Annotated in this window: 16 protein-coding genes; 2 read left to right on the top strand and 14 right to left on the bottom strand. The window is 57.5% G+C overall.

Translation table 11 applies throughout. The features are described 5' to 3' along the window. Window positions 1–46 precede the first annotated feature (46 nt). From murC to JCR24_RS00390, 7 genes are all read right to left on the bottom strand, one after another. The gene (murC, locus tag JCR24_RS00420) at window positions 47–1,351 is read right to left on the bottom strand and encodes a UDP-N-acetylmuramate--L-alanine ligase (protein WP_011232289.1); all 1,305 of its coding nucleotides are present in this window, start codon (window positions 1,349–1,351) and stop codon (window positions 47–49) included. A gap of 153 nt (window positions 1,352–1,504) precedes the next feature. Further along, the gene (locus JCR24_RS00415) at window positions 1,505–3,862 is read right to left on the bottom strand and encodes a DNA translocase FtsK (RefSeq protein WP_238979899.1); all 2,358 of its coding nucleotides are present in this window, start codon (window positions 3,860–3,862) and stop codon (window positions 1,505–1,507) included. 106 nt (window positions 3,863–3,968) lie between these two features. Continuing rightward, window positions 3,969–4,574, bottom strand: a complete 606-nt coding sequence (ytpR, locus tag JCR24_RS00410; RefSeq protein WP_013144448.1) for a YtpR family tRNA-binding protein — start codon at window positions 4,572–4,574, stop codon at window positions 3,969–3,971. Window positions 4,575–4,594: 20 nt separating this feature from the next. Next, the gene (locus JCR24_RS00405) at window positions 4,595–5,392 is read right to left on the bottom strand and encodes a DUF1444 domain-containing protein (protein ID WP_069304470.1); all 798 of its coding nucleotides are present in this window, start codon (window positions 5,390–5,392) and stop codon (window positions 4,595–4,597) included. Then, window positions 5,389–5,562, bottom strand: a complete 174-nt coding sequence (locus JCR24_RS00400) for a hypothetical protein (RefSeq protein ID WP_014196573.1) — start codon at window positions 5,560–5,562, stop codon at window positions 5,389–5,391. Before JCR24_RS00400 ends, JCR24_RS00405 begins: the two co-directional genes overlap by 4 nt. Window positions 5,563–5,602: 40 nt before the next feature. After that, window positions 5,603–6,133, bottom strand: coding sequence for a DUF84 family protein (locus JCR24_RS00395; RefSeq protein WP_013524367.1), 531 nt, complete (start codon window positions 6,131–6,133; stop codon window positions 5,603–5,605). Window positions 6,134–6,178: 45 nt separating this feature from the next. Beyond that, window positions 6,179–7,255, bottom strand: a complete 1,077-nt coding sequence (locus JCR24_RS00390) for a M42 family metallopeptidase (RefSeq protein ID WP_011232294.1) — start codon at window positions 7,253–7,255, stop codon at window positions 6,179–6,181. A gap of 116 nt (window positions 7,256–7,371) precedes the next feature. Between JCR24_RS00390 and JCR24_RS00385 the strand changes: the two genes are divergently transcribed. Next, the gene (locus tag JCR24_RS00385; RefSeq protein ID WP_011232295.1) at window positions 7,372–7,671 is read left to right on the top strand and encodes a PepSY domain-containing protein; all 300 of its coding nucleotides are present in this window, start codon (window positions 7,372–7,374) and stop codon (window positions 7,669–7,671) included. Here the strand turns inward: JCR24_RS00385 and JCR24_RS00380 are convergent. Further along, a complete protein-coding gene (locus JCR24_RS00380; RefSeq protein WP_238979898.1) occupies window positions 7,666–8,514 on the bottom strand; it encodes a YtnP family quorum-quenching lactonase in 849 nt (282 codons plus the stop codon). The genes JCR24_RS00385 and JCR24_RS00380 overlap by 6 nt on opposite strands. Window positions 8,515–8,594: 80 nt before the next feature. After that, on the bottom strand, window positions 8,595–9,248 hold the full coding sequence (trmB, locus tag JCR24_RS00375; protein WP_238979897.1) for a tRNA (guanosine(46)-N7)-methyltransferase TrmB: 654 nt from the start codon (window positions 9,246–9,248) through the stop codon (window positions 8,595–8,597). A gap of 208 nt (window positions 9,249–9,456) precedes the next feature. Between trmB and JCR24_RS00370 the strand changes: the two genes are divergently transcribed. Next, window positions 9,457–9,726 (top strand): YtzH-like family protein, encoded by a 270-nt coding sequence (locus JCR24_RS00370; protein ID WP_033026022.1) that lies wholly within the window; start codon window positions 9,457–9,459, stop codon window positions 9,724–9,726. Between the two features lie 109 nt (window positions 9,727–9,835). Here the strand turns inward: JCR24_RS00370 and JCR24_RS00365 are convergent, their stop codons facing one another. The 5 genes from JCR24_RS00365 to malA all read right to left on the bottom strand — a co-directional run bounded on the left by JCR24_RS00365 (window position 9,836) and on the right by malA (window position 16,036). Further along, window positions 9,836–10,615: a phosphotransferase family protein gene (locus tag JCR24_RS00365; protein WP_119877873.1), complete on the bottom strand. Its 780-nt coding sequence runs from the start codon at window positions 10,613–10,615 to the stop codon at window positions 9,836–9,838. A 453-nt stretch (window positions 10,616–11,068) separates the two neighbouring features. After that, a complete protein-coding gene (gene pulA / locus JCR24_RS00360; protein ID WP_238979896.1) occupies window positions 11,069–13,225 on the bottom strand; it encodes a type I pullulanase in 2,157 nt (718 codons plus the stop codon). 101 nt (window positions 13,226–13,326) lie between these two features. After that, on the bottom strand, window positions 13,327–14,265 hold the full coding sequence (locus JCR24_RS00355) for a hypothetical protein (protein ID WP_014196578.1): 939 nt from the start codon (window positions 14,263–14,265) through the stop codon (window positions 13,327–13,329). A gap of 11 nt (window positions 14,266–14,276) precedes the next feature. Next, window positions 14,277–14,855, bottom strand: a complete 579-nt coding sequence (gene thpR, locus JCR24_RS00350; protein WP_238979895.1) for an RNA 2',3'-cyclic phosphodiesterase — start codon at window positions 14,853–14,855, stop codon at window positions 14,277–14,279. Then, window positions 14,852–16,036, bottom strand: coding sequence for a maltose permease (malA, locus tag JCR24_RS00345; protein WP_033026027.1), 1,185 nt, complete (start codon window positions 16,034–16,036; stop codon window positions 14,852–14,854). The genes thpR and malA overlap by 4 nt, the downstream gene beginning before the upstream one ends. Window positions 16,037–16,065: the final 29 nt, after the last annotated feature.

Here is a 16,065-nt window from a genome sequence, read left to right as displayed (position 1 = left end):
AGGAAAAAACGGGCCATCTTCATCACAGCCCGTTCCCTGTCGGCCGTCAGGCGGAAAGAACGGCCCGTTCGTACGCTTGTTGAAACTTTTGAATGTCGCCGGCGCCCATGAACACCAACACCGCATCTTGATGCTGCTTCAACACGGCTACGTTTTGTTCCTCAAGCAGCTGGGAACGCGGAATTTGCGCCTGCAAATCACGGATCGTCAGCTTGCCCTCATGTTCGCGCGCCGAGCCGAAAATGTCGCACAAATACACGTGGTCCGCTTGCAGCAAACTTTCGGCAAACTCGCGCAAAAACGTCTGCGTCCGCGTATACGTATGCGGCTGAAAAATCGCCACCACTTCGCGCCCCGGATATTTTTGCCTTGCCGCCTCCAATGTCGCCGTAATTTCGCGTGGATGATGCGCGTAATCATCGATCAGCACTTGGCGCCCGACCGTTTTTTCACTGAAGCGGCGCTTCACGCCTTGGAACGTTTGCAGCCGCTTGGCGATCGTGCCCGCATCCACCCCTTCGTAGTGGCAGAGGGCGATCACGGCGAGAGCATTCAATACGTTATGAGTGCCGAAGCGCGGAATGGCAAACGAAGCGAAAAATGTGTTGCGCACGAACACATCAAACGCCATCCCTTCCGTCGTCTTGACGATATTGCGCGCCTGAAAATCGTTTTCTTCGCCGAATCCATAAAACAAAATCGGCACTTTCGCCTGAATGTTCGGCAAATACGGATCATCCCCGCAGGCGACGATCGCTTTTTTCACTTGATTCGCCATTTGCTGGAAAGCGGAAAACACATCGTCGACATTGGCAAAATAATCCGGGTGATCAAAGTCAATATTTGTCATGATCGCATAATCTGGAAAGTAGGAAAGGAAGTGCCGGCGGTATTCGCACGCTTCAAACACAAAGTATTTGCTCCCTGGTTCTCCTTTTCCCGTGCCGTCTCCGATCAAATAGGACGTTGGATGGGCTCCTTGCATCACATGGGCAAGCAACCCCGTCGTCGTCGTCTTTCCATGCGAACCGGTCACCGCGATGCTCGTAAACTTGCCTGCCAGCTGGCCTAAAAAGCGATGGTAACGAATGACAGGCACACCAAGCTGACGGGCCGCCTCGATTTCCTCATGCGTATCCGGAAATGCGTTGCCGGCAATGACCGTATAACCTGGACGAATATTGTCTTTCGAAAAAGGCAGCACCGGGATTCCCCGCTCTTCAAGCGCCTTTTGCGTGAAAAACCATTTCTCTACATCCGACCCTTGCACCGTATAGCCAAGGTCATGAAGCACTTGCGCGAGCGCGCTCATCCCCGTGCCTTTAATGCCTACAAAATGGTAAGCTGTCATCGTTAAGCCCTCCAACCATCGTCTCTCTGTAAGACAGTATATGATATCCATCTCGTTTTGCCATTTCTCTCATTGCGGTGCACCATTCATTTCCCCATTATAGCACGCAAGGAGGCAAAACACTACCGCCCGCCCAAAGGAGGCCGCCCGCCCTCAGCTGTTCTGCTCGCGCCAGCGCTCCCACTCATCCTCGCTCATCAACACATCGCGCGGTTTGCTGCCGCGCGCCTCCGAAATCAACCCTCGTTCCTCCATCATCTCGATCAACCGGGCAGCGCGGTTGTAGCCGATGCGGAAATGACGCTGCAGGCTCGATGTCGACGCCCCTCCTTGGGCGATGACAAACCGGCACGCCTCCTCGAACAGTTCGTCATCCTCGCCGCCCATCGACGCCGTTTGCCGAAAATCGTCCGGATCAAACAGATAGGATGGGCCTTGCTTCTCTTTCACGTGCGCTGCCACCCGCTCGATCTCCTCATCAGAAATAAAGCAGCCTTGCAGCCGCACCGGCTTGGCCGAACCATTTTCCAAAAACAGCATATCGCCGCGCCCAAGCAGCCGCTCAGCCCCATTCACATCTAAAATGGTGCGCGAATCGACTTGGGAGGAGACGGAAAACGCAATGCGCGTCGGAATGTTCGCCTTGATCAATCCCGTGAGGACATCGACCGACGGCCGCTGCGTCGCGATCAGCAGATGGATGCCGCACGCCCGCGCTTTTTGCGCCAGCCGGCAAATCGATTCTTCGACATCGGCTGGAGCGGCCATCATGAGGTCCGCTAGCTCATCAATGACGATGACGATGTACGGCAGCGGCGGCTCGCTGCTTCCGCGTTCGCGAAGATGGGCGTTATACTTTTCAATATCGCGCACGCCGGCGTGGACAAACTGTTCATACCGCCGTTCCATTTCGCCGACCGCCCACTTGAGCGCCCCCGCCGCCGCCTTCGCCTCGGTGATCACCGGGCTGAGCAAATGCGGCAGCCCGTTGTACGGCGCCAGTTCGACCATTTTTGGATCAATAAGCAGCCATTTCACTTCGTGCGGCGCTGCTTTATACAACATGCTGATAAGCATCGCGTTCATGCATACGCTTTTTCCCGACCCGGTCGCCCCGGCGATCAGCCCATGCGGCATTTTTCGGATGTCAGTCACGACCGGCGCACCGCTAATGTCAAGCCCAAGCGCCACGGTAAGCGGCGATGGGCTTTTACGGAACGCTTCGCTTTCTAAAATTTCCCGCAGGCGCACCGGACGGCTCGTTCGGTTCGGCACTTCAATGCCGATCGTCCGTTTTCCCGGGATCGGCGCCTCGATGCGAATGTCCTTCGCCGCCAGACTGAGTTTGATATCATCGATTAAACTCGTAATCTTGCTCACTTTCACTCCTAAATCCGGCTGCACTTCAAACCGCGTCACCGTCGGTCCTTGCGTCGCCCCAACGACTTTGGCGCCGATATGGAAGCTCGCAAACGTCCGGTCCAAACGCTGGCATTGGTCGCGAAGCCACTGCTCGTCGCGTTCGGCCGCTTTCTCGGGCGGTTCAAGAAGCGCCAATGGCGGCAGTACGCAGCTGTTCGATCGATTCGCCGCCTTTTCTTCGAGTTTGCGCCAATCTTGCTTTAACATGATCACATTATACGGGATGCGCGTTCGTTCGGGGCGGGAAGCCTCCTCCCGGCCCGCGGGCGCCGCCGAGTGACGGATTTCGCGATCTGGGGTCGTCTCCCGCTGTTCTGTCGAAGAAGCGCTCCCTCCGTCTCCATTCTTCCTCATCTGTGACGGCACCCCTCGTCCTTCGCTCTCCAAGCCGCCGTCTGTTGCGTGCGGCGCGCGTTCGTTGCCTCGTTCGTCCAGCTCCTGCCCTTTCTTTTCATCCGCCTCGGCATCACGTTCTTCCTGCCCTGCCGCCGGCGCCAGCTCATGTTTTCCTTCCGTTTCCATAACAGCCGCGGGCATCGCTCCGCTCGCGTCTTCGTTCCATTCCTCTGCCCCCTTGGCCAAAGGCGCCTCTTCTTTTGGCGGTTCAGCCGCCCGGCTTTTCGTGCCCTCTCGCGCGTCTCGCCGTGTCGCTTCGCCGCGGAGGGCCTCTTCCCGAACCGCCTCATCGCTCCGATTCTCCATGTCCCCCGCACCGGTCAGCCCGGGTTCATCCGCTCGTTGCCGCTGTTTCCCCCGATTCCGATCATATCCAAAAACCGGGGATGGCACATCGGACGGGCGGAACGGCCGTTTTTCCGCTATTTCCCTTGAAACGCCAGCCGACGGGCGCCGACTCGGCAGCGGCCGGGATGCCTCGCTTTTCGCCCGCCCCGACCTTTCCCGATTTTCACCGGGCTGGTCATCCGGAATCAACGGAAAGCGGAAGCGGCCTTGCGGATATTGGTAAATGACATTCACCGCGCCGCGTTCGGGCATGCTGGCCGACAGAGGGGAATTCGCTCGCTGTTCGTTCCCTTCCTCTTCCTCATCGCTCGTGAGAAAACAAAGCCATCGTTTCCAAAATTTCATCCATCACGTCACTCTTTCTTTGCCTTCATTGTCGGAAAAAACGCCACTGGCGTCGTTCCAGTGGCGAAACAACAGTCGGAATCCGTCTGCACCGCCCGTCGGAACGTCAAAAAACGAACGGCTGGCCGACCTCATACTCATCGGACAGCACCAAAATGCCTTTCTCCTGCGGGGCGTTTGGCAGCCCAAGCTCGCGGGCCGAACAAATCATGCCGGATGACCGGACGCCGCGCAGCTCGCTTTCTTGAATGACGAGGCCGTTTGGCATCACGGCGCCGATTTTGGCGACGACGACTTTTTGCCCTTCGGCGACGTTCGGCGCTCCGCAGACGATTTGCAGCACCTCACCGCCGACATCGACTTGGCAGACGCTCAATTTATCGGCGTTCGGATGCTTCGTTTTCTCTTTCACATATCCGACGACAAACTTCGGCGACAAGTCAGCTTCGATCGGTTCGTCAAAACCGTTTTTCGCCAAGATGTCGTTGATGACGCCGACGAGCTCCTCATTCACTTCCAGCGGACCGTTGCCGGAAAACGGATAGTACGAAGACGCGGAAAAAATGTTATAGCCGACCGTCTCGCCCGTCCGTTCGGACATGATGCGGACGACATCGCCTTGTCTGACAAACGTCCGTTCCTCATCCGCCGCCGGTTTCAGCGACACGAGCAGCACGTCGCCGACCCCTTCTCGGTTGTAAAACACGTTCATCGCTTCATTCCTCCTTGCCGCTACGTTCTCCGTTTTTTTCCTAAAATAAAAATCGGTTCAAGTTTCCCATTTTCGTATAAAAACGACAGCGCCGTGATCGGCACGCGGCCGCCGGCAAAAAAGCTCATCGTCATTTGCGCGAGCACGTCATAACCGATGTCGTTGCGGACATCAGCGATGATGAGCACATCTTGATGCGGAACAGCGACGGCCATCGTTCCTTCCACGCGCGCCCGCATGCCGGCCAAAAACGATTCGTTTAAAATGCGGCTCGCATCATACCCGTCATTGGTGTTCACAAAATAAAACACGTTGTCCGCCACCCGGTCCTCTTTCACCGGCGTCGGCAGCGACCGAACGTTGAAACGGGCGATTTCCTTCACCCGCTCGCGGCTCCATTTGTCTTTCTCCAGCATGCACTCATCAATCAAGCGATACGTTTTGCCTAGGTCGAGCGCATAGTAAATGCGCGTTTCGGCTGTATGATCATCAAACAGCAACGGAATGCCTTCTTTCGTCTCCGTCGGAAACGACGCCGAGCGAATGACGGGATAAATGTTTCGCTCGTTGCCGGAAAGCGCCGCGTCTTCCTCCATCGTTTTCAACGTTTCCTCTACATAATAAACGACTTCGCGCACCGCCTCATCTTTTTGTTCGTGCCATTTGGCGATCACGCCGGGAAGCGAGATCGTGACGCCTTTTTTCGTGCGGCGGTCTTCGACGCGCATCGCGTCTTGCTTGGCGTCAAAGCGAAACGTCCAGTGCCGGTGGGCGACGAGGCGCTCTTTAATCTTCTCATACATTTGCCGGCTGTTCATTCGTGTTCCTCCTTGTTTTGCCGGCGGCCGTGCCTTCCGTTTCCCTCTTTCGGCCGGGACTTGGCCAAAGGCGCATCCGGCGTTGACAATGCCAGGCCATGCCCGTGCGGCGTTTTCCACCGTTTGACGTTGCCAGCCGCTCGGTCTAGATCCTCGCGCGGCCCGCTCATTCAGCCGCCCGCCATCATCGGCATGACCGTTCGTTATTTATCATACATGGAACGACCCGTTTTGACAAAGCCATTCATATTGACCGGCCAAAAGCTCGACGATGTGGGAAAACATCGCCGATCGGTCAACGCGCCCGTTCGTCAATACGCCGACCGCGCCTTCTTTCCGCCGAACGTTCCTCCGCCCGGTGTACGCTTCCATCACGTCGCCGAGCTCGCGCCCCGCCTCGATGCCGGCGCCGACGTCCGGCGGGAGGGCGAGGCGGGCGCCGGCGGCGGCCACCACCACTCCGTTTCGGTCAGCGAGCGCCCCCCAGTTGCACAGCCACCATTGCCCATCGATCTTCGTCACGCCGCCTTCCAATCCGATGCCGATGTCCGCCTCCGCCGCTTCGAGCGCCCGTTTGGCGCGCCCGATGGCGCCAAGCCGCGTCTCTTCATCGGACAGCGGCTGCGCGGAAACGCCTGATGGCACCTCAAGCGATACAATGCGGTATTCCTTTTCCGAAAGCACCGCCCGAACGGCGGCGATTTTCGCTTCGTTGTTCGTTCCAACCGCAACAGTTTTCATCCAGTGCCCTCCTTGTCATGGAAAAGGAGAAGCGCTCGCTTCTCCTCAGCTGTTTTGGCGAATCGTCTCGACCGTTGTCCGGTCGCACCGTTTGACGAGCTCAACGATGAGCTGTTTGGCCGCCGCGTAATCGTCGACATGAATGATCGACGCATGCGTATGAATGTAGCGGGCGCAAATGCCGATCACCGCCGACGGCACGCCGCGGTTGGCGATATGCACCCGCCCGGCGTCGGTTCCGCCGCCTGGGGAAATGAAAAACTGGTACGGGACGCCGATCGTTTCCGCCGTATCAAGCACAAATTCGCGCATGCCGCGGTGCGTAATCATCGTCCGGTCGTACAAGCGGATGAGCGCTCCTTTGCCGATATGGCCGAACGCCTGCTTGTCGCCGGACATATCGTTGGCCGGGCTTGCTTCCAGGGCAAAAAAGATGTCCGGGTTGATCATCGAAGCCGCCGTCTGGGCCCCACGCAGCCCGACCTCTTCCTGCACGGTCGCCCCGGCGTACAAGACGTTCGGCACTGTTTCGCCGTTCAGCTCTTTTAACAGCTCGATCGCCAATCCGCAGCCAAACCGATTGTCCCACGCTTTTGCCATCACGGTTTTTCCGTTGGCAAGCAAAGTAAACGGGCTGACCGGCACGATCGGCTGGCCGGGGCGAATGCCGACTCGTTCGGCATCTTCACGGCTTTCCGCTCCGATGTCAATCAACATGTTTTTGATCTCCATCGGTTTTTTGCGCTGCTCCTCATCAAGCAAATGCGGCGGAATCGACCCGATCACGCCGATGACCGGCCCTCCGTCCGTGATAATCTGCACGCGCTGGGCGAGCAGCACTTGATCCCACCAGCCTCCTAGCGGCTGGAAACGAATCATGCCGTGATCCGTGATCGCTGTCACCATAAATCCGACTTCATCCATATGGCCGGCGACCATCACCGTCGGGCCCGCCTCATCACCGCGTTTGACGCCGAAAAGGCTCCCGAGGCGGTCTTGCACAATATCATCGGCGTATTTCGCGAGCTCTTGGCGCATAAACTGCCGCACCGGATGTTCATAACCCGGTGCGCCTGGAAGCTCGGTCAACGTTTGGAATAATTGCAGCGTGTCCTTATTCATCACGCGTCTCCCTTTCTATGTTCGATTTCACCGTTCCGTTTCTTTCCGTCCTTCTTACATGTTCCGCCAAAATCGGCTATACTAAACCGTATCAAAGCGAAAAGGAGGAAAGAAACATGGCTTGGAAACAGTGGCTCGTCGGCGCCGCCGTCGGTGCGGCCGTCGTCTATGCCATCCGCTCCGCTTCCAAACCGGCGCTCCTTGCCCCGGAACAAGCGCTGGCGCTGGCGAAAGCCGCGCTTGGCGGTCCGCGCGCCATCCGCGGTTCCTGGATTCAATCCGCCCCGGAGCGGTATGAGAAAAACGGCCTGGCGTACACCGTATACCGCGGCGGCGTCTGCCGCGACGACGGGGATGACGAGTTTTTCATCAACGCCTACACGGGAGCCATCGTAGACGCCAAGCCGCTGTCATAGCGGCCGCTCCCGCTTCACGGCGGCGGCCATCGTCCCGTCTTCCTGCCATTTCACAGCCCGATAGTAGGCATCATGGTAGAAGGTAAACCACGCATTTTGCTTTACGCCGTACGGGAGCCATCGCTGTTTGGCAAAAATCGAATCCATCGGGTAATCGTCGTACGCCATCACCCAAAGGACGTTTTGATGGGCGTGCGTGCCAAGCAAATCGCCAAGATGAATGGCCATCTCCCCGTCTGATTCGATGAGCACGATCGCATGCCCGGCGCTATGCCCGCCGGTATGGACGAGGCGGATGCCAGGAACGACTTCCGTTTCCTTTGTAAACGGAACGACTTGATCCGCGATCGGCTCCCAATTTTCTTTCCAATACGTATTGCGCGATCGGATGTTCGGGTTTCGCATTTCCTCCCACTCGACATCCGAGGTGATGATCGCCGCGCGCGGAAACGCCGGCACGAGCCGTCCGTCTTCCCAAACGGTCAATCCGCACGCATGGTCAAAATGCAAATGGGTCATGATGACGATGTCGATGTCGCGCCGCGCAAGCCCGAGCTTGGCAAGCGATTCATCAATCGCTGATTCTTCCGTGACGCCGAAGTTTCGCTTTTGCTTGTCGGTCAGCTTGCCGTTGCCGATGCCGGATTCAATGAGCAGCCGTTTTCCATAGGCTTCCACCAAAATCGGATCGGTGCGCAGCTCGATTTGATTGTTGTCGTTCGGCGGATATTTTTTCGACCAAAGCGGTTTCGGCACGACGCCAAACATCGCCCCGCCGTCAAGATGGGTGACGCCGCCCCGAAGCCATGTCAATGTGACTTGTCCAATTCGCAACTGTTCCATTTCCTCTCTCCCCCCTCCACTAGTGTACCATTTTCTCCATCAATCGGAAATAGAAAAAGACCCGACCAATCGGTTCGGGCCTATGACGACCGCCGCGGCGGGCGCACCGCCTCGCATCGGTAAATGCGGTTTCCTTTGGCAGAAAATTTTTCCTCATACTCTGTCATGACATTGCCCGTCATGCCGCTTTGATGCAAGTCGAGCTGGACCGATGCGAGCACAAACCCATATTGCGACAAACTGACAAGCGAGTATTCGAAAAACGATTGATTGTCCGTTTTCAAATGGATGTCTCCGTCTTCCGCCAAAATGCGGTCATAGAGCGCCAAAAAGTCCCGATACGTCAGCCGCCGCTTTTCGTGCCGCTTTTTCGGCCATGGGTCGGAAAAGTTCAAATAAATGCGCGACACTTCCCCGTCGGCAAAAAACGCGGTCAGATCTTTCGCATTGGCGTTCAGCAGCTTGACGTTCGCGAGCCCGCTTTCGATCAGTTTGTCAAGCGCGGACACGAGCACGCTCGGGTACAGCTCGATGCCGATGAAATTGACATCCGGATGAAGTTTGGCCATTTCCGTGATAAATTTGCCTTTCCCCGTCCCGATCTCGACATGGAGCGGTTGGTCGTGGCCGAACAGCTCGCGCCATCGCCCGCGCTTTGTTTCGGGATCGGGAATGACGTATTGCGGATACGCGGCGATTTTGTCTTTCGCCCACGGTTTGTTGCGCAAACGCATATTGACACCTCAGCCTTGTTTCCGTTTGTTGGTTTGACGATACCACACTCGCGCCAAAGAAGCAAACGCGAAAAAACGCCCGGGCTTGAACGCTCTCCCACCTACGCTCACGCGTAGAAGCAGGGGGTCTTTTCGGTTTCGAATAATAAACTCGGCTCGATCCGGGCATGATAAAACCGTACAGCCTGGCGAAAGGATGGTGACCAGCATGCCGCTCAACTATAACCATCAATTGACCGTACTTCGCGACATTTTATCCGAACATCAGCTCGATTGCTGCGGAACGGTTTCCGAATGCGAACAAATTGAACGGCTCGCTAAATCGCTGCTCGCCAACGATGAGGTGGACGGCCAAGTCAAGCAAATTCTCCCCCATATTTACGCTTATGGCCAAGGCGGGAAATACAGCGCTGATTTAAACGCCCACATTTCCGCCCACCAAGGCCAGCTCGCCGACTGGGTGAATGGGCTGTCCTGACCGCGGCGCCTTCGTCATCGGCAGCGGAAACAAATGGCGCGGCGGCAGCCGAACACAGCGATCGCGCAGCCCCCGGCGCCGGCCGTTCGGACGCTGAGGCCTCGCTTGGTCAACTCTCTACCATGACGCGCTTCAATAACCGAAGCGACTGCTCCTTTTCTTTTTGGCCGTCCTTCCCTTTCGGCCAAAACAGCGAGTGCAACGTATGAGCGATCGTATACCACTTTAGGCGGAGGCCAAGCTCCTGGCTCCATTCCCATCCGTACTGGTCGAGCCACGTCTTCCATTCGGCGCGCGGAATGTACAGATGAAGGAGCATGCCGATGTCGATCGCCGGATCGGCGATCATCGCTCCGTCCCAATCGATCAAGTACAACGTGCCATCGTCGGTCAGCAGCCAATTGTTATGATTGATGTCACAGTGGCAGACAACATATTCGCCATCCGGCAATGACGATATATGCTGTTCAAGCCAGTCAAGCGCCTGATAGACGACAGAACCGCCAACCGGATGGCGCCCTTGTTCTAAGAGGAGGGCGAGCATCGTCTTCGCGCGCAGCGGAGATTTGCCGAGCCGCTTCAGCATCGTCACCAGCTCTTTTGAACGATGGATTTTCCTTAGCAGCGCCGCCACTTGCTCGCTTCCCATCTCCCACGGCTTCAGCTCCCGGCCGTTCAGCCATTGCTGGGCCGTAAACACATCGCCGTTTTCGAGCCGTTTCGTCCATACAAGCTTCGGGACGATGCCCTCGGCCGACAATACAGCCAGAAACGGAGAAGAATTCCGCTTTAAAAACAATTTCTTTCCTTCATATTCCGCAAAATACGCATCCCCTGTAGCGCCGCCAGCGGGAGTGATCTCCCACTCCTTACCTAGTAACTGTTCCAAGCGTGTTCACCTGCGACTTAAAAATAGAAACATCTCCGTTTGCTTCTCGCGCCCAAATAAAAAGGACGGCCAGGCCGCGTCCTTCCTCCGTCCGTTTTACTTGTATTATACTGAAATACCGCTCCGGCATGCAAACATTTTTCTCGGCAAACGCCCTGCTTAAAACTGCCAAAGCGGAAGTGCCCCGCGGCTCCCACTCCGATCGGCCGCCCTTTCCCGTTTCGTCTCAACTGGAACACCGTTCATTGGGTGCGCCAAAGACGAGCGCAGCCGCTCTTGCAAAGGGCTGACGACTGAAACAAACAACCTGCTCAACGCCGGTCTTTCTCAAGTGCAGAAGGATTGCCAAATCGGCTTCTCCTTTCCGACAACCCCCATTGGCTTGGCGAACATACTCGTTTTTCATCGGCCTTCCAAAGGTCTTGTGGCGAACCCCGCGCGCCGTCTGAGCGGTCACCCTGCAGGATGGACGAGCACCCATGTGCCGATGCCGTCAAGCCGAAGCATGCCGCGCGCTTGGCCAAAGGGCGTTGTCCCGCATCGCTGTCCGTCGCATACAACCGCCCACTCGCGCTCGTCGGGGAGCGCAATGGCTGTCTCTTTCTCCTCGTTATGATGCACGACGATGATGTCCTCCCAAGGCCCATAGACGGCGGCATCATGCAGCCGATAGGCGATGACCGACGGCGGCAGCGGCTCAAGAAACGTGAAATGACGCAGCACTTCCGCTTCCGTCGCGAGGCGGAACGCGCCATGCGCGCGGCGAAGAGCGATCAATCCTTGAACGTAGCGGACGTCGTCTTCATAGCGGCTTTTCCGCCCCCAATCCAGCTGATTGACCGCATCCGGCGATCGGTAGCTGTTCCCATCGCCGCCTTTCGTCCGATAAAACTCTTGGCCGCTGTGCAAAAACGGAATGCCTTGCGCCAACAGAACGATCGCCGTCGCCAGCTTTTGCCGCTTCCTCCGGAGCCATTCCGGCTCATCATGGTTGGCCGCCTCCATCTTATCCCAAAACGTATGGTTGTCATGACATTCGACGTAATTGATTGACTGACGCGGGTGGCAAAACAGCCCGCCGAGCGCTCGCAAGCTCCCGGCAATGGCGAGCTTCACCTGTTCTCGCCCGCCTGGGTTGCCGAGGGCGAACCCACGGTCCGGCAAATGAAAGGTGCTCCCTTTCACCGCATCGCGAAACCGGTCATTGAAATAAGCGAAGCGCGGCAGCTGCTTGGCGTTGGCCATCGTCGCCTTTTGTTCCGGTGGAAGAGGCGTCGGCAAATCCCACCCTTCCCCATACACAAGGATCGACGGATCGATGGCGTCGAGGGCATCGCGCACCGCTTTCATCGTCTCGATATCGTGCACGCCCATCAAATCAAAGCGGAACCCGTCAATGCCATATTCTTTCGCCCAAAACACCACCGAATCGACGATCCAGCGGCGCGCCATCCGCCGCTCCGAAGCGATGTCGTTGCCGACGCCGGTGCCGTTGGCCGGTTGGCCATAGGCGTCGTAGCGGAAGTAATAACCGGGAACGAGCTTCTCAAGCGGCGATTGCTCCCGGTCATAGACATGGTTGTAGACCGCATCCATCACGACGCGCAAGCCATTTTCGTGCAGCGTGTGGATCGCCTGCTTCAATTCTACAATGCGCGCGTATGGATCCGCTGGATCGGTCGCATAACTCCCTTCCGGCGCATATAGATGAAGGGGATTGTATCCCCAGTTGTAAGCCGCTTGTGGGTCGCGCTCATCGACGCCCGCAAAGTCCATAAACGGCATGAGCTGCACATGGGTGACGCCCAGCTCTTTGACATACGAAAGCCCGGTGGCCGTCCCGTTCGGCCCGCTCGTGTTCGTTTCGGCCAGCCCGAGATACTTCCCTTTATGGACGGCGCCGCTGTCCGGGTGGCTGGTAAAGTCGCGGATGCTCAGCTCATAAATGATGGCATCCGTCGGCGAACAGAGCGGTGGAAGCGGCAAAGAGGGCGGCGCCAGCTTCGTTTTCTCCCAGTCGATCACGACGCCGAACTCGCCATTGACCGAAACCGCGGTCGCATACGGGTCCACCGCCTCGCGCCATACGCGGTTGATGCAGGCGATATATGTGTAACGCGCTCGCTCCCAATCGCCGGGGACGACGGCTGACCATACGCCGCGTTCGCCGCGCACAAGCGGCACGCAGCGGATCTCGTCGAGATGCGGATGAACCAGCTTGACGCTAACCGCGGTGGCGGTCGGCGCCCAGACGCGAAATACGGTCTGTTCTTTGAAATACTCCGCTCCTAACGGCCCATCATAGAAAAACCGATCATCAAATGCGGGAGTGCGCACAACGGCGCCGATTTGAACATCGGTCTCCTCCCCGCGGCAAGAACGCACCCAGTATGTCGCTCCAAACTCGAACGCGGATGCAAACCGGCACACATATTTCACCGTCTCCCCAACATCCTCGACGTGCTGCACGGACAGCAGAATCTCCTCGCCGCTCGGCGCCACGAGCGTAAACGGCGCCATTCCATCAAAGCCGAGCGATTTCGGCGCAAGCACAACGATTTGATCCATCTCGTCCAAATAGGCGGCAAACGTTCGGCTGATGTGAAGCATGTGCGTTCACCCCTTTTTTCTCCCGTTAATACCATCATACGTAAAAGAAAAAGGGCGGTGCCAAATCATCGGCCGGTCGCCCTATCGATGCACAGATGTTTCTATTGTTGCCCTTCCTCGCCGCTCATATTCCCGTCATGGCGGCGGTCGTAAAAGCTGGCGCAATGGCGAAGCAGCGCCTCAGCCGCTTTCAGCTGCCCGTGCCGAAGCGGGAGAGCGGAGCGGCGCAGGCGGGAAAACCACTCGTCATAATTTCGCTTATCAATATAGCGGATAAACGGAAAAAGACCGCCGCTGTCAATGTAGCCGGAGCGGTTTAACAGCACGAGGTGGATCGGCCAATCGACCTCATGTTTGCGAAAAATCTCCGAAACGATCTGCTCCGTCCGCCGCAGCGACACGACCGGGTTGACCAGCCTCGTTTCGTTCGTTCCGGCTTGTTCCACCCAAAACCGGCCGGTTGACGCCATGACGATGTTGTCCGGCCTTCCTTCGACGAAGGCAATGCACCAGAGCGCGGATGGCGTCAACATCATCGTCTCCAGCTCCACCGGCGCCTTGCCGACCATCGCCACAGGCCGGTAAAAGCATAAATGCGTATCCGGAAACCGCTGCAAAAAATATTTCAACGTCTCATCGCCATACACGGCTTCATCGAGGGAGGAAACGTACATCATCGTGGAACTCGCCCATTTCAGCTGCAACTCGAACAACTCATCCAAAAACTGCTGTTTCAATTCCTCCAGAGTAGCCGCCGGACGAGCCATCGGCGCAAGAGAAAACGTCTCTTCTTCCGTAAGCGCGGCACGGCGGCGCCATCGTTTCGTCAGCCGTTCCCACCATGACGGTTTGTCAAGCCAAGCATTCCACGTCTCGCCCGTTTCAAGCCATCCGCTAGCCTCAGCCGTTCGTTCGGCTTGCCACCGCGCTTTTGCCTGCTCCCATTGCCGCTGCTTCAGCCGGATGAACTCCGGCACATAATAGTACACATCCGTTTCGTAGCGGGAAATGCAATCCATGAGTTTCACGAGCTGACCCATTGTTTCACCTGCTATTTCCGGCCATTCATCGGCGCGCCAAGCAACGGGAACACGGCGATCGCTTCGTACTTCGGCGTCCGTTCCATATTCGTCCGATACAGCACGATCTCAGGCACCGAAAACACCGCCTTGGCCGTGGCAAGCGAACGGAGGCGATCCGGGTGAAACGGTTCGGCTCCCTGCCATTTGCGAGCGATCGTAATATGCGGGGCAAACGGCCGCCGGTCCAAGGAAAACCCAAGCTTCATGCACGCTTCATACACGTCGCGCCGCAATCCATTCAACGCTTCTTCCGTTTCGACTCCTTGCCAAAAAACGCGAGGCGCCGTCCGCTCCCCGAACGTCCCAAGCCCGGCAAGCGCGAGGGAAAACGGGGCGCTTTTGGCGGCGACGGCGGCCATCGCTTCGCACAGCGGCGCCATTTTCCCCGGCGGCACATCGCCTAAAAACGCGAGGGTGATATGATAATCCTCTTCATGCACCCATGTGCGAAACGGCAGCGATGACGACGCATCCCCCGAAAATCGGGCAATGGCTTGTTTCGCTTCAGACGTCAGCGGAACAGCGATAAAATAATGGCTTCGTTTCACTTCTCTTCACCTGCCGTTCGTTCTCGTTTTGCGAGCAAAAGGAGCACGAGCACACCCACGATCGTGCAGATGCTAAAAAACAAGTAGACAGCGCCGATCTGCCAACGCTCAAGCAAATATCCGCCCACCAACGTGCAAAACCACGCGCCAAGGCCGTTGCCGACCGCTGAGTATAACGCCACCGCCGTCGCCTGCACCCGCTCCGGCGCCAAGCGGCGCGCATATTGAAGCGCCGTCGGAATCGCCAGACCTACGGAGCAGCCTTGGACGACCGCCGTTGCATACACAAACCAAAGCGGCGGGTCGACCGCATACGACAACCAGCGGACTGCCGAGATGAGCGCCGCCAATAGAAGAAGCCGCACCATGCCGAAACGGCCGATGAGCCGATCCGCCGCTTTCATAAACGGCGCCTCGCTGCCGGCGGCAAACAAAAAGGCGAGGCCGATGCCAGTTAACGTCCCGCCCAACTCATGAATGAGCAGCCCGAAATACGAGTTATTGGCCAAAATCGGACCAAACAGCAAAAATGTTGCGACAAGCAGGAGCTGAAACGAGCGGACGGACAGCAGCCGGCGCACATCCCGAAGCGTCAACGCCCCCGGCGCCGCCATCGGGTAGCGCGGCAGGCGGGCGGCCAAAACCGACGCGGCGAGCAGCGCCAACGAAAAGGCGTAAAAAATGACCTCAAACGCGACATGATCGGACAGCCATCCGACAACCAACACGGCCGCGGCAAACCCGATCGATCCCCAAAGCCGAATCGCCCCGTAGTTTCCGCCCTGTTCGTGCACATGGCGAAGAGCGAGGCTGTCAGAAAGCGGAACGATGGCGCTTTGCATCGCCGACAGCAGCACCGTGAGCGCAGCAAACAACCGGTAGCTGCCGGCGAGCGAATACATCAATCCAAACAGCGCCGCCAACACCAACGACGCCATCAAAAGGCCGATCGGTTTGCGCGTGTAATCGGTCGCCATCCCCCAAAGCGGCTGGACCGCCATCGTCACGATCGGGGGAAGCGACATGATCCAGCCGATCGCCGCCCCCGGAAGGCGCGCCTCTTCCTGCAAATAGACGGACAAAAGCGGAAACAAGGCGCCAAAAGCAAAAAAGATGAGAAAATAAAAGAGCGGAAACACCGGTTTTCGTGCCGCCGCCCCCCGTTTGAATACCGCTTCCATCCCGTTCCCCCTTTCATTAAAACAACGCC

Source organism: Geobacillus sp. YHL, assembly GCF_022341265.1.
GTDB classification, from domain to species: domain Bacteria; phylum Bacillota; class Bacilli; order Bacillales; family Anoxybacillaceae; genus Geobacillus; species Geobacillus thermoleovorans.
The sequence above is the reverse complement of the archived record's forward strand: the minus strand, read 5'-3'. Positions and strand labels throughout refer to the sequence as shown.